Source organism: Rhizobium sp. YTUHZ044, from assembly GCF_051123975.1.
Taxonomy (GTDB): Bacteria; Pseudomonadota; Alphaproteobacteria; order Rhizobiales; family Rhizobiaceae; genus Rhizobium.
The window spans coordinates 225,066-238,503 of the sequence record NZ_CP101430.1; the positions used below are offsets into that span (position 1 = coordinate 225,066).

Annotated in this window: 14 protein-coding genes and 1 pseudogene; 10 read left to right on the forward strand and 5 right to left on the reverse strand. The window is 61.1% G+C overall.

Features of this window, described 5'->3' with window-relative positions; translation table 11 throughout:
* Nucleotides 1-101 precede the first annotated feature (101 nt).
* The 8 genes from NL154_RS30505 to NL154_RS30540 all read left to right on the forward strand — a co-directional run bounded on the left by NL154_RS30505 (nt 102) and on the right by NL154_RS30540 (nt 8,469).
* The gene (locus tag NL154_RS30505) at nt 102-1,055 is read left to right on the forward strand and encodes a sugar phosphate isomerase/epimerase family protein (RefSeq protein ID WP_434734582.1); all 954 of its coding nucleotides are present in this window, start codon (nt 102-104) and stop codon (nt 1,053-1,055) included.
* Between the two features lie 58 nt (nt 1,056-1,113).
* The gene (locus NL154_RS30510; protein WP_221164475.1) at nt 1,114-2,346 is read left to right on the forward strand and encodes an ABC transporter substrate-binding protein; all 1,233 of its coding nucleotides are present in this window, start codon (nt 1,114-1,116) and stop codon (nt 2,344-2,346) included.
* Nucleotides 2,347-2,449: 103 nt separating this feature from the next.
* Nucleotides 2,450-3,337 (forward strand): carbohydrate ABC transporter permease, encoded by an 888-nt coding sequence (locus tag NL154_RS30515; RefSeq protein ID WP_434734583.1) that lies wholly within the window; start codon nt 2,450-2,452, stop codon nt 3,335-3,337.
* Nucleotides 3,337-4,221, forward strand: coding sequence for a carbohydrate ABC transporter permease (locus NL154_RS30520; protein ID WP_221147245.1), 885 nt, complete (start codon nt 3,337-3,339; stop codon nt 4,219-4,221). Before NL154_RS30515 ends, NL154_RS30520 begins: the two co-directional genes overlap by 1 nt.
* A gap of 7 nt (nt 4,222-4,228) precedes the next feature.
* Nucleotides 4,229-5,311: an ABC transporter ATP-binding protein gene (locus NL154_RS30525; RefSeq protein WP_221147244.1), complete on the forward strand. Its 1,083-nt coding sequence runs from the start codon at nt 4,229-4,231 to the stop codon at nt 5,309-5,311.
* A gap of 85 nt (nt 5,312-5,396) precedes the next feature.
* Nucleotides 5,397-7,049 carry a GMC oxidoreductase gene (locus NL154_RS30530; protein ID WP_210633489.1) on the forward strand — a complete coding sequence of 551 codons (1,653 nt, stop codon included), beginning with the start codon at nt 5,397-5,399 and terminating at the stop codon, nt 7,047-7,049.
* 155 nt (nt 7,050-7,204) lie between these two features.
* Nucleotides 7,205-8,119: a polyphosphate kinase 2 gene (gene ppk2, locus NL154_RS30535; protein WP_221147242.1), complete on the forward strand. Its 915-nt coding sequence runs from the start codon at nt 7,205-7,207 to the stop codon at nt 8,117-8,119.
* Between the two features lie 158 nt (nt 8,120-8,277).
* Complete coding sequence (locus NL154_RS30540) at nt 8,278-8,469, forward strand: hypothetical protein (RefSeq protein ID WP_210633491.1); 192 nt, start codon at nt 8,278-8,280, stop codon at nt 8,467-8,469.
* Between the two features lie 128 nt (nt 8,470-8,597).
* Here NL154_RS30540 and NL154_RS30545 read toward each other — a convergent pair whose 3' ends face one another.
* Entirely contained in the window at nt 8,598-9,473 is an 876-nt protein-coding gene (locus NL154_RS30545) for an aldo/keto reductase family oxidoreductase (RefSeq protein WP_221147241.1), read from the reverse strand.
* 97 nt (nt 9,474-9,570) lie between these two features.
* On the opposite strand from NL154_RS30545, the gene NL154_RS30550 reads away from it, so the two are divergent.
* Nucleotides 9,571-10,482 carry a LysR family transcriptional regulator gene (locus NL154_RS30550; RefSeq protein ID WP_210633493.1) on the forward strand — a complete coding sequence of 304 codons (912 nt, stop codon included), beginning with the start codon at nt 9,571-9,573 and terminating at the stop codon, nt 10,480-10,482.
* A gap of 44 nt (nt 10,483-10,526) precedes the next feature.
* Here NL154_RS30550 and NL154_RS30555 read toward each other — a convergent pair.
* The 4 genes and pseudogenes from NL154_RS30555 to rpsU form a co-directional block, all read right to left on the reverse strand.
* A pseudogene (locus NL154_RS30555) lies at nt 10,527-10,943 on the reverse strand (pyridoxamine 5'-phosphate oxidase family protein).
* A gap of 60 nt (nt 10,944-11,003) precedes the next feature.
* Nucleotides 11,004-11,573, reverse strand: a complete 570-nt coding sequence (locus NL154_RS30560) for an alpha-ketoglutarate-dependent dioxygenase AlkB (protein ID WP_210633545.1) — start codon at nt 11,571-11,573, stop codon at nt 11,004-11,006.
* Nucleotides 11,574-11,592: 19 nt separating this feature from the next.
* Complete coding sequence (locus NL154_RS30565; protein WP_210633495.1) at nt 11,593-11,787, reverse strand: hypothetical protein; 195 nt, start codon at nt 11,785-11,787, stop codon at nt 11,593-11,595.
* 47 nt (nt 11,788-11,834) lie between these two features.
* Nucleotides 11,835-12,068: a 30S ribosomal protein S21 gene (gene rpsU / locus NL154_RS30570; protein WP_210633496.1), complete on the reverse strand. Its 234-nt coding sequence runs from the start codon at nt 12,066-12,068 to the stop codon at nt 11,835-11,837.
* Between the two features lie 598 nt (nt 12,069-12,666).
* Between rpsU and NL154_RS30575 the strand changes: the two genes are divergently transcribed.
* Nucleotides 12,667-13,386, forward strand: a complete 720-nt coding sequence (locus NL154_RS30575) for an Ig-like domain-containing protein (RefSeq protein ID WP_221147238.1) — start codon at nt 12,667-12,669, stop codon at nt 13,384-13,386.
* The last annotated feature ends 52 nt before the right edge of the window (nt 13,387-13,438 follow it).

The following is a 13,438-nucleotide window of genomic DNA, read 5'->3' on the forward strand; positions in this document are numbered from 1 at the left end:
AACGATTGCCGTCTCTTAATGCATTGAAAATGCACGACGTATTGAATGCGGAGCCGCTGTTTCGCATGCAGATAGCATCGTGCCTTGAGAATGGATAGGTTATGGCCACTGACGACAGACTACGCTTCGGTGTCGATCTCGTGACGTTCTTCCATCCCGGTTTCTGGGGCGTCGGCAGCCATGATGCGATTGTCGACCATGCGCGCGCCGCGCCGCGCGCCTTCTGGGACAAAATCCTCGACAGCGTCCAGGCTTCCGGCGTCACCGGCGTCGAGGTGACCTTCTCTCCCTTTAACTGGCAGGACGCGATCCAGACCTACGGTTCGATCGATGGCTTTGCCGCCGAACTGGCAAGGCGCGGGCTGACGCTTTGCAGCGGCTTCTTCGCAGAGCTCGAGGCAGCGGGAGACTTTACCGACCCTGAAGCCCAGCGCGCTTTGATCGACAAGGCGGAACGATATGCCGATTTCCTGAAGGCCTGCGGCAGCGATATCATGGTGATCGGCGCCCCCCTGCGCCAGACGCTCGGCGCCCAGCCGGTGCAGTTCCATGACTTCGACCATGCCAAGGCAATCGCGGATTTCCTCAACCGGCTCGGCGCGACCCTCCATGCCAGAGGCGTCCGGCTCGCGCTGCACACGGAGGCGCACTCGGTCTTTGCCGCCGCGCGCGACGTCGACCTGATGATGTTGCTGACCGATCCGGCCTATGTGCATATGTGCCCCGACACGGCCCACATCATCGTTGCCGGCTCCGACCCCGTCCAGCTCGTCGACCGCCATCATGAGCGCATGATCATCGCCCATTGGAAGGACGCGATCGGCCCGATGCCTGCCGACACCCCGATCGACAAGCACATCCACGAACGCCACCAGCCCTATTTCTGCGGCTTCGGCCTCGGACGGGTCGACTGGCCGGCCTGGATCCGGCTGCTGCGCGACCGGGCCTATGAAGGCTGGGCGATCCTTGAACTCGATGCCGCGCCGGACCCGGTCCGCGACATCGCTAACGGGCTCACGCTCGTCCGGCAGGCACTCCTGCCGATCTACCGCTGATATCATTCCGAAGACGACAAACGCCCCGCCAAGAGGGCATTTTCAAGAGGTGGAACATATGAAGACCATGATGAAGTTTTTTCTTGCCGGTGTGGCTTTCGCCGGTCTCTTCGCCGCGGCGCATGCCGAGGACAAGCCGACGATCGAGATCATGTCGTCCTGGACATCGGGCGGCGAAGCCGCAGCCCTCAACGTCATCAAGACGGAGTTCGAAAAGCGCGGCGGCGTCTGGAAGGATTCCTCGATCGCCGGTTTCGGCGCGGCCGACGCGGCTTTTCAGAACCGTATCGTTGCCGGTGATGCGCCCGGCGCCAAGCAGGGCGTCATCGGCCTTGCCGCCGCCGATTTCGTCAGCCAGGGCCTGTTCAATTCGATCGACGACGTGGCCGCCGCCGGCAAGTGGGCCGACGCCCTGCCGAAATCGATCCATGACCTCATTTCCTATGACGACAAGGTCTATCTCGCGCCGACCGGCGCGCATGGCGAAAGCTGGGTCTTCTATTCCAAGGAGGCCTTCGACAAGGCTGGGATTGCGCAGGAACCGAAGAGCTGGGACGAGTTTTTCGCCGATCTCGACAAGCTGAAGGCCGCCGGCATCATCCCGGTCGCCTGGGGCGGCCAGCCCTGGCAGCAGACGAAGGTCTTCAACATGATCCTGCTTTCGCAGGTCGGCATCGACGGCTTCCTCAAGATCTATGTCGATAAGGACAAGAGCGAAGCGTCTGTCGCCGGCATCAAGAAGACGCTTGAAATCCTCGGCAAGCTGCGCGGCTATGTCGATGCGGGTGCTGCGGGCCGCAACTGGAATGATGCGACCGCCATGCTGATCACCGCCAAGGCCGGCGTGCAGTTCATGGGCGACTGGGCCAAGGGCGAATTCACCGTCGCCGGCAAGGAACCGGGCAAGGATTATGGCTGCATGATCGCTCCTGAATCCAAGGGCATGGTCTACATCGCCGACGCCCTCTGGTTCCCCAAGACCGGCAATGGCCAGACCGACAAGGCGCAGAAGCTTCTTGCCGAGGTCGTGATGGACCCGACCGTCCAGGTCGAATTCGCCCTTAAGAAGGGCTCGGTCCCGATGCGCGCCGATGTCGATAAGTCGAAGCTTGATGCCTGCGCCCAGAAGGGTGCGGAGCTGATGGCTGCCGGCGCGATCGTACCGGATCAGGCGATCGTGCTCACGCCGCAGCAGGTCGGCGCGCTCGACGATTTCGTCGACGAATATTGGAGCGGCGGCTCGAACGACGCGGCGGCTGCGGCCGAGAACTTTTTCGCCACCTTCGAGTAGGATCGTGCCCGTGGCGTCGGATTGATCCCGACGCCACTACTGGCCGGCCGCCGCGCTCGCGGGGCGGCGCGTGTTCCGCTTTCCACCGTCAATGAGCTGGCCGATGCCCGTCAAACGCAAGCGCAATCTTTCCGCGACCATCGCCCTCTTGCCGACATGGTTCGCCGCGGTCGTGGTCTTCATCGGCACGATGGCCTGGTCGATCCGGCTGTCCTTTACCAATTCCACGCTCTTTCCATCTTCGACCTATGTCGGCTTCGCGCAATATTCCAAGCTCTTCGCCTCGGCCAAATGGCTCGCCTCGCTGCAAAACGTCTTGATCTTCGGCGTACTCTATGTGTCGGGCTGTCTGGTGCTCGGCTTCCTGCTGGCCGCCGCCCTCGATCGCAAGATCCGCTTGGAAAGCGCCTTCAGGACGATCTTTCTCTATCCCTACGCCATGTCCTTCGTGGTGACCGGGCTGATCTGGCAATGGATGCTCAATCCGACGCTCGGCATTCAGGCGAGCATGCGTTCGCTCGGCTGGGAAGGCTTCGTCCTCGACTGGGCAGTCAATCGGGACATGGCGATCTATGCGCTGGTGCTTGCCGGCGTATGGCAGGGCGCCGGGCTCGTCATGGTGATTGCGCTCGCCGGCATACGCGGCATCGAGGCCGAGCAATGGAAAGCGGCGCGCATTGACGGCATTCCCGTCTGGCGCATCTATGTCTCAATCATCCTGCCCCAGCTCGGACCGGCGCTTGCCGCTGCCGGCATGCTGCTCGCCATGGGTGTGATCAAGACCTACGACATCGTCGTCGCCATGACCAACGGCGGCCCCGGCAATGCCACCGAAGTGCCGGCGAAATTCATCATGGATAATCTGTTCGGGCGCCAGAATCTCGGCCTTGCCACAGCAGGCGCGACGGTGCTGGTCCTTGGCGTCATCATCGCCGTCACGCCATTCCGCTACGCGATGCACATGCGCAACCAGGCAAAGGGTGGGGCGTGATGAACCAGCCTCACCCGAATGGGCCGAAGCCGGCACGGATCACCGCGGGACGCATCGGCCTTTATACCTTCTTGGTCGGCGCCGCCCTTTTCTTCCTGCTGCCGCTCTATACGATGGTCGTCACTTCGCTGAAGTCGATGGACGAAATCCGACTCGGGCAGATATTTGCCCTGCCCGCCACGCTCGATTTCTCCGCCTGGGTGACAGCCTGGTCGGGCGCCTGCATGGGAACTGTCTGCGTCGGCATTCGCAGCGGCTTCTGGAATTCGGTGGCGATCACCGTTCCCGCCGTCGCGATCTCGGTCTTCATCGGCGCCGTCAACGGCTATGCGTTGTCGCTCTGGCGGCCGCGCGGGGCGAATGCGCTCTTTGGCCTGTTAATGGCCGGTGGTCTCATCCCCTATCAGATCTTCCTCTATCCGATGGTCCGGGGCATGGCGAATATCGGCCTCTACAATTCACTCGCCGGCATCATTCTCGTCCACGTCATCTTCGGTCTGCCGCTGGTGACGCTGCTCTTCCGCAACTATTTCGTCAGCGTGCCGGAGGAGCTCTGCAAGGCCGCGCGCGTCGACGGCGCCGGTTTCTGGCGCATCTTCTTCGAAATCATGCTGCCGATCGCCGTGCCGATGGTCGTCGTCGTCTCCATGCTGCAGTTCACCGGCATCTGGAACGACTTCCTGCTCGGTCTCGTCTTCGCCGGCCGCGACAACCTGCCGATGACCGTGCAGCTCAACAATATCGTCAATACCACGATGGGCGAGCGCACCTACAATGTGAACATGGCGGCGACGATTCTCACCGCCATCGTCCCTCTCGCCATCTATTTTCTGTCCGGCCGCTGGTTCGTGCGCGGCATCGCCGCCGGCGCAGTCAAGGGGTAACGCTTCCATGCAATCCGCCGTCTCCGTCAAGGACCTGAAGATCGCCTATGGCCACCACACGGTGATCGAGAAGATGTCGATCGACGTCGCGCCCCGCGAGTTCCTGGTGCTGCTCGGCCCTTCCGGCTGCGGCAAGTCGACGCTTTTGAACGCCATTGCCGGCCTGGAGGACATTACGGCGGGCGAGGTGTGGATCTCAGGCAGGAACGTCAGCTGGGAGGAGCCGAAGGATCGCGGCATCGGCATGGTCTTCCAGTCCTACGCGCTCTATCCCCGCATGTCGGTGCGCAAAAACCTCTCCTTCGGGCTTCGCGTCGCTGGTCTGCCGAAGGCCGAGATCGAAGCGCGCGTCGCCCGCACCGCCGCCCTCCTCCACCTCGATATGCTGCTCGATCGACGCCCCGCCGAACTATCCGGCGGTCAGCGCCAGCGCGTCGCCATCGGCCGGGCCCTGGTGCGGGAAGTGGACGTGTTCCTCTTCGACGAACCGCTGTCGAATCTCGACGCCAAGCTCCGCAACGAATTGCGCGTCGAGATCAAAAAGCTGCATCAGAGCCTCGGCAATACCATGATCTATGTGACTCATGATCAGGTCGAAGCGCTGACGCTCGCCGATCGCATCGCCATCATGCGCGATGGCGTCATCCAGCAGCTCGCCTCGCCGGCGGAGATCTACCGCCGCCCGGCCAACCTCTTCGTCGCCGGCTTCATCGGTGCTCCGGCCATGAATTTCATCGAGGGCCGGATCGAACGCGACGGCGACACTCTGCTCTTCCGGAGCAACGGGCTGGCCGTCGATCTCTCGGGATATGCTTTCCGGGCCGCGGTGGCGGAAGGGCCTGTTACATTAGGAATTCGCCCTGAGCATCTTGTGCTCGACGGGGTGGTAAGCGGGCTGCCCACCATTCCTGGCCACGTTTCCGTCGTCGAGCCGATGGGATCGGATACCGTCGTCTGGTTCGACTGGACGGAGCAGAGCCTCTCGCTTCGTCTTATGGGCGACGTCGACGTCAAGCCGGGCGATGCCGTGGCTCCGGGCCTGGATATCGCCAAGGCGTCGCTCTTCGCTGCCGATGGATCGCGGCTATGACGCGCCATCCCTGCGCTTTCCCGCAATTCCGGACGCGTCTCACGCTGCTTTGAGGAATTGCCCCAGGACAGGATTTGAAAGAGACATGTCTGAGATCGTTTATGATGCGCTGGTGATCGGCTCCGGCGCGGCGGGTTCCTTTGCCGTCAAAGAGCTGACGGCCCATGGACTGTCGGTGCTGCTGCTCGAGGCTGGGCCGGCCGTCGGCCCCAGAGATTTCGATCCGGCGCGCAAGAAGGCGCCGGCAAGCAGCATCAATATCTGGGAGCGCGCACGCGCCACACTGAAGGGGCAGCCGATCCAGGCGCGGGCGGCCTTCTTTACTGAACGCTTCAGCCACTTCTTCGTCAACGATCGCAAGAACCCCTATACGACGCCGAAGGGTGAACCCTTTCTCTGGATCCGCGGCCGCCAGGGCGGCGGGCGTCTGCACAGTTTCGGCCGCGTGCTGCTGCGCTGGACCGACGATGATTTCAAGATCCGCTCGCGCAGCGGAAAGGGCGTGGACTGGCCGGTCTCCTATGACGAGCTTGCGCCCTTCTATGACGAAGTGGAGGCCTATCTCGGGCTGTACGGCAACAGGGACGATGTGCCGACCTTGCCGGACGGCCTCTATGCGAAACCGGCAAGCCTGACGCCCGCAGAACAGATCTTCAAGCAGGCAGTGGAAAGCCGCTGGCCGGAACGGCGCGTCGTCTCCTGGCGCTATATCGCGCCGGACGCCGAACGCATGCCGCGACCGCTGCGGGAGGCAAAGGCGAGCGGGCGGCTCACAGTCCGCTATGACGCCATCGTGCGTCGCATCACCACCCACGAAAAGACCGGCCGCGCCACCGGTGCGGAATTCATCGATCGCAATACGGGCAAGGTTTCGACGGCGCGTGCCGCGACGGTCGTGCTCTCCGCCTCGCCGATCGAGAGCGTGCGGCTGCTGCTGAACTCGGCATCGGCAAGACATCCTGATGGACTCGGAAACAGCTCGGGCGGGCTCGGGCGTTATTTCATGGACCAGCTTCCATGCCTCGCCTTCGGCTCTTTTTCCAAGGCGAAGGGTTGGGCCGTTGACGATTCCGCTCCTGTCGATCCTTTCTACAATCCGTCGGGTGGGATCTTCATCCCGCGCTTCGGCGAGGGTGACGCCGCCCGCGGCGATTTCGACTATCAGGGCAGCGTCGGCAGGGCGCCGGTTTCAGAGGAGACCGATGCGCGTCTCGCCTTCTTCGGCTTCGGCCGCATGCTGCCCTATGCCGACAATCGCATCACCCTCGATGGCAAGCGAAAGGATGCCTGGAACATTCCGGTGCCGCACATTCGCTGCGTCATGCAGGAGGAGGAGCAGCGGCTGCTTCGCCGGCAGCAGGAGGCGTTGATCGCCATGATCCGGGAGGTCGGCGGCGACCTGGAATTCATCGGCTCTCCCAGCGGCCTCAAGGAGATGGGCAGGGGCGCCTTTCCCGACGCCGATGCCTTCAGCCGCTTCATGTTTCGCAAATGGTTCCGCAAGACCATGTGCATGGGCGCGGCAATCCATGAAACTGGCGGCGCGCGCATGGGCGAAAGCCCGGAAGCCTCGGTGCTCAATCCCTACAACCAGCTCTGGGATGCCCCGAACGTCATCGTTACCGACGCCAGCGCCTTCCCGGGCAGCGGTATCGCGGGCACGACGCTCACCGTCATGGCGCTGACGATCCGCGCCTGCCGCAACCTTGTCGATCACTACCGAACGGGGCTGCTCTAGTCCCGCCTCCATCTCGTCGTGAGCGGCGTCGAAGAAGTTCGCCGGCATGTGGAGTGGCGAAAGAGGCGAACAAGTGAACGAGCTTTGGGTTATCCAACCGTCACACTAACTTTGCAGTGACATGCTCCTGTCAACTGAGCAGGAAGGGAAAGCCCATGTCTAAAACACATCAGGACCAGCTCAGCCGGATAAAGGCCGAAATCGCCGACAGCTTCGATGAGGAGCTGGAAATGCAGATGGAGGAAGACCGGCTGGACGATCTGGTCGTCGAAGGAATGACGGAACCCGCGGAGCAGACGCTCGATCGAAAGATCTATTTCCGCGAGCTGTTCCGGCTGCAGCATGAACTGGTGCGGCTGCAGGATTGGGTCCAGTACAAGCAATTGAAAGTGGTGGTGCTTTTCGAAGGCCGGGATTCGGCCGGCAAGGGCGGCGCGATCAAGCGCGTGACCCAAAGGCTCAACCCGCGCGTCTGCCGCACCGTGGCACTGCCTGCGCCGACCGAACGGGAGCGCCATCAATGGTATTTCCAGCGTTATGTCCCGCATCTTCCCACCGCCGGCGAGATCGTGCTCTTCGACCGCAGCTGGTACAACCGCGCCGGCGTCGAGCGCGTGATGGGGTTCTGCACCCCTGACGAACTCGAGGAGTTCTTCCGCTCGGTGCCCGAATTCGAACGGATGCTCGTCCGTTCCGGCATCGTGCTGATCAAATACTGGTTCTCGATCACCGACGAGGAACAGGAATTCCGCTTCAAGATGCGCATCCACGATCCGCTGAAGCAGTGGAAGCTTTCGCCCATGGACATGGAAAGCCGCATCCACTGGGAGGAATATACCAAGGCCAAGGAAGAAATGCTGGCGCGCACACACACCAGGGAAGCGCCCTGGTGGGTGGTGCAGGCCGTCGACAAGAAACGGGCGCGGCTGAACTGCATCGCCCATCTTCTCGAGCAGATTCCCTATGAGGATGTGCCGAAGCCTGAGATCCAGCTGCCGGGCCGTATCCGTCATGCCGACTACATCAGGGCGCCGGTTCCGCCTGAAATGCTCGTACCGGAGCGCTATTGAAAGCATAGCTGCAACAAGTCGGCTGCCGAAGCGTTGAAGCCGAGACCGCATGGTCACTGCCACCGTGCGGTCAACGTGTGTTTCCCAACGGCTGCATCGTGAAGTATAAAGACTGAGCGTCCTTCGGCCGATAATACGGAGATGACAGGAGGTTGATCATGACGGGCTTTTGGAGATTAATCGTTCAGGAGGTTGTGCTCTCGGCGATTCTGGCCGCCGGCACTGTTATCGGCCTTCCCAAGCTTGCCGATCCGAACGCCAGTGCCAATTATCCTTTGGCAATCGTCGTTTTTCTGGCGATGTCAGGGGCCTTGGTGGCTTATGAGCTTCTGACACGGAAGCCATCCTGATGCTCTCGTTTACCGGCCGGTTGGCGCAGCCAACAAGGTGCTGCCGACCGACAGATTGCGCCGGCAGGTCCGGCAAGCTCGCTACGCCGCGCGAGAACACGGCGCAACGATTGCGCCGCCGGCAGCTGTCAGGCCGCGATGTCAGCCATATGATTCAGTTCCTCAACGGCATCATCCGGTAGCACCAATCCGGCAGCAGCGAGATTTTCCCTGAGATGGCCGAGCGACGACGTGCCCGGGATCAGCAGGATATTGGGTGCGCGGCGCAACAGCCAGGCGAGCGCCACCTGCATCGGCGTGGCGCCGAGGCGTGCGGCGACATTGGAGAGCGTGGACGATTGCAGCGGCGTAAATCCGCCGAGCGGGAAGAAGGGTACATAGGCGGTGCCTTGACGGGCGAGATCGTCGATCAGCCGGTCGTCGTTCCGATGCGCCAGATTGTACTGGTTTTGCACACAGACGATCTCGGCGATCCCGCGGCCTTCGGCGACCTGTTTTGATGTGGCGTTGCTTAAGCCCACATGACGGATCAGACCCTGCCGCTGGAGATCGGCCAGAACCGCAAGGGGTGCTTCTATCGAGCCTTCGGCCGGGCGATGCAGGTCAAATGCGATCCGGAGATTGACGACATCAAGCGCATCAAGGCCGAGGTTGCGAAGATTGTCGTGAACCGCCTGCGTCAGTTCCTGGCGCGAGAAGGCCGGAATCCAGGATCCGTCCGTGCCGCGCCGCGCGCCGACCTTGGTGACGATGACGAGATCGTCGCCGTAGGGATGGAGCGCTTCACGGATGATCTGATTGGTGACGTGCGGGCCGTAGAAATCGCTGGTGTCGATATGGTTCACACCGCTTGCGACCGCCTCGCGCAGCACTGCCAGGGCGGTGTCATGATCCCTGGGCGGACCGAACACGCCAGGCCCTGCAAGCTGCATGGCGCCATAGCCAAGTCGCCTCACCGTGCGGTCGCCGATAGTGAATGTGTCGGACTGATTTATGATGGACATGATCTCGCTCCTTTCAAGAGATGAGGCCACACTTACTCCTTGGCGGTGCGTATGATAATCGAGTACAATGCGCACAGGCTGTGCGGAGTGGCGAACAGTGAAAGCAGACCTGAGTGACCTCAACGCCTTCGTCGCAGTGGCGCGGGCGGGTGGTTTTCGCGAGGCAGCGCGCGCCAGTGGCAGCAGCGCCTCCTTCTTGAGCGAAGCGGTGCGTCGCCTGGAGGCCGATCTTGACGTCAGGCTCTTCAATCGCACGACCCGTAGCGTCGTTGCGACCGATGCCGGCAAGGGTCTGCTGGAGCGGCTCGGCCCTGCATTGACGGAGGTGGAGGCCGCGCTCGACGTGGTCAACCGTTTTCGCGACAGGCCGGCTGGTTCGCTGCGCCTCAATGTGCCGGTCAGCGCTGCACGGCTGGTGCTGCCCGCCATCGTCCCGCCATTCCTAGCCGCCTACCCCGACATTCGGCTGGAGATCGTCGCCGAGGAGAGCTTTGTCGACGTGCTCGCTGCCGGGTGTGACGCCGGCATCCGTTATGACGAGCGGCTGGAGCAGGATATGATCGCGATTCCGATCGGTCCGCGCTACCAGCGCTTTGCCACTGCGGCGTCGCCTGCTTATCTCGACCGCCACGGGCGGCCGCAACATCCGAGGGAACTTCTCGGCCATGCCTGCTTGCTGGGCCGTTTTGCCAGTGGTGCGCTGACGACCCCATGGGAATATGAGCGGGACGGTGAAGTCGTGCGGGTCGAACCGACCGGCCCATTGATCGTCAGGGTCGGTGGGGCGACCGATCTTTCCGTCGACGCGGCGATCGCGGGCACAGGAATCATCTGCATTTTCGAAGACTGGCTGCGCCCGCATTTCGACAGCGGCGTCCTCGAGCCCATCCTCGAGCCGTGGTGGCAGCGCTTTTCAGGACCGTTTCTCTATTATCCCGGCCGGCGTCTGGTGCCTGCGCCGCTCAGGGCATTCATCGACTTCGTCAAGGCATCGGCCGGCCGGGCTTGATGTCCGTCGGCGAGCGGCATGCCTTCGGCCTTCGCGCCTATGTGTCAGAGCGTGACCTCGGCATTGTCGCCCATATCCGGTTTGCTGTTGGTGACCGCTGCGGCCGCCATTTTAATATAGCTGATGATGGTGCCGGGGCTGTCCCAATATTCAGCCGAAGACGGGGTAACCTTGAGGATGCGGATGGAGGGATCGTCGGGATTGTCCCACCATGCTTTTGCCGGCGCTACCCATAATTCACGGATCTTTTCGCGGTCGTTCTGCACCTCGGCCGTCCCCGATACGGAAACATATTTCTGTGCCTTGGTGTCAGCAAAGGCCAGGCAGACATTCGGCCAGCGGGCGACCTAGACAGACATTGGTCGGGCGCGCAGATCGTCGCCGTTGCGGGTGGTCAACATGCAGAACCCTATTCTGTCGATCAACTCCCACACCCGTGTCGCGTCATCCTGCTCGGCCATCGTCATCTCCATTGTGGGAAAGACGGATTAACCATTGGCTTGAGCCAATGTTCCCGCTGTTTATGCGGCCAACTCCCGGAAGGTGATCGAGTAACGCAGTCGGTCGACAGGCGGGATGGAATGCTCCCAGAGCGTTCTTGAGGCGCCGGCCATGAGATAGGCGGAGCCGGGTTCAAGCACGAGCGATCGTCGCTGCCACTTGTCGCCGTTCCGGCGCCTCAGCCTGAAGGTGCAGGACGAAAGCAGGGAGATGCCGACGACGCGGCCGAACACGGCTTTATCCTTATGCCAGCCGATCGGCGCGCCAGGTGCGTATTCCGTCACGAGAGCATGTTCCAGCGCCTCCGGCGCGATATTCGCGAAGCATGCGGCGATCTCGCGAATGGGGAGCAGCCATGAGGGTATTTCCCCTGCTTTTCTCATGCGCTGACTGTCGAAGTCGTATTTCCAGCCGAAGGAGACCGTCCTGCGCTTGCCTTCGAACCCGTGGAAGTCGAAGGCTTTGAACGGCAGGGCCGGTATCGCTTCGAGAGCTGAGCGCTGCAGATCGACGGGCACAATATCCCGGATATATCGGAAACCCTCGGGAAAACCGTCGTCGGCCACACCAAAGAGATCCTTCTGCGCCATCATGGTCACCGCTCGCTCCTCAATGCACGCTCGGGGTTTCCATGACCATCGCGAAATCTTCTGCGACCAATTCGCTGACCGCTATGAGGATTTCCTCCCGTGAAAAGCCCGATGTCAGTGCGTGCTGGATCAACTCCTGTAAATCCGGCTCCACGACATCGCGACAATCCTCGAGGCGTTCCTCCGAAATGGTGAGGCTATTCAATTCGTCCATTGTCTATCCTTTCGGCAAATGTAACCGCTGAGGCCGGGGGCAGGATTCTAACGCGCGGCCGTCCGCTTGCGCCCGACCAACAGCCCTTCGCGCTGCATTTTCTTGCGTGCAGCCTTTCGCTGCCGGCTGATCGCTTGCGCTTTTTCCCGGAGGCGGCGTTCCGACGGTTTCTCATAGGCGCGCCGTTCCTTCATTTCGGGAAACAGCCCTTCGCGCTGCATTTTCTTCTTCAAGGCCCTGAGGGCCTGATCGACATTGTTGTCTCTGACGAGTACCTGCATGTCGGATTCTCCTTGTTGGATGAGTGTCGATCGTCTTTCAGCCGAACTGCGCGGCGATCGGCGTCTACATTCGCTGCGGCTAAAGAGGCTGAAATGCCTGGCCTACGGCCGCAATCGCAGTCGCTGTGTTTCGTCGCTCAAAAAGAAATCCCCTGCCGGCCGCGGCCGGATTTATCGTTTGTTGCTGGGATTGCCCATAGCGCGCGCGATGACGCCCACCGCCGATCCTTTACGTTCTTTGACGAGTCGGCACTGCTTGAGTGACCGATGGGATCGGGTTCGGCTCTAAAAATAGGTGGCGGCGATGGGGATTGCAATGGTGTGCGGGCACCATAAAGCAGCACCAGAAAAACGCCGCCGTAACCTAGTCGCCCCAGAAGTTCCTTCAAGTTTACCGCGTGTAAATTGTTCTAAATTGCTTCAAATTTGATTGAAGCGGCGTACGTAATGGTCGTTTTATGAAGCGACGACACACGTTATAGGTGAATTTTAACCTTTCGTTAAATAACCCGTTGACTTGAAGTATTAATGAGTTGTTAAAGAAGCCGCTCTCAAGAGGTCAAATTGGCCCGTTAATATACAATTTTAGGAGAAACTAATGGCTTCGCCGATTCACGCAACTGATGATAGTGCAACATTTCAAGAAACTGACGTAATTTCCGGAAATCTGCTTTCCAACGATTCGTCCGACAACGGACACTTGTTCCTGCGCGCCTTCGACGGCGCCAGCGTTGGCGCCAAGAGCGGCTTGAGCCAGATCACCGAAATTCACGGTGAGTACGGCACGTTCTTCGTCAAGCCGGATGGCAGCTATACCTATGTTCTGAGCGATGCCGCCAAGATCGGCTTCACCAACGGTGAAACGCTGACCGAGCGGGTCACCTACAAGATTTCCGACGGCAGCGGTCATACAGATGTTGGCGTGTTCTCCCTGAACATACAGGGCGTTACCCAGGTAAAGCCGATCGCTGTTGACGATACCTACAGCTTCACCGAAGGCAGCGTCATCGGCGGCAACGTTCTCGACAACGACATTGCCGGCGACAACGGCAAGCTGTTTCTCCGTCAGTTCCTGAGCACGAAGGTGGACTCCAAGGCAGATGCCGTAACTGACGTTCAGGGCACCTACGGCATGTTCCACGTCAAGGCCGACGGCTCGTTCACCTATGATCTGACGAGCGATCTGAACGATGGGCAGACCTACACGGAAGTTCTCCGCTATTACAAGATCTCCGACGGGGAAGGCCACACGGACACTGCCCTGGTGACGCTCAACATCCTCGGCACGGACGCTCATCCCGACGGCGTTGGTGTTTGATCCGCAGCAGTAGATCAGTGAGACAAGATGCCCGCCGCGCAATCGGCGGGCT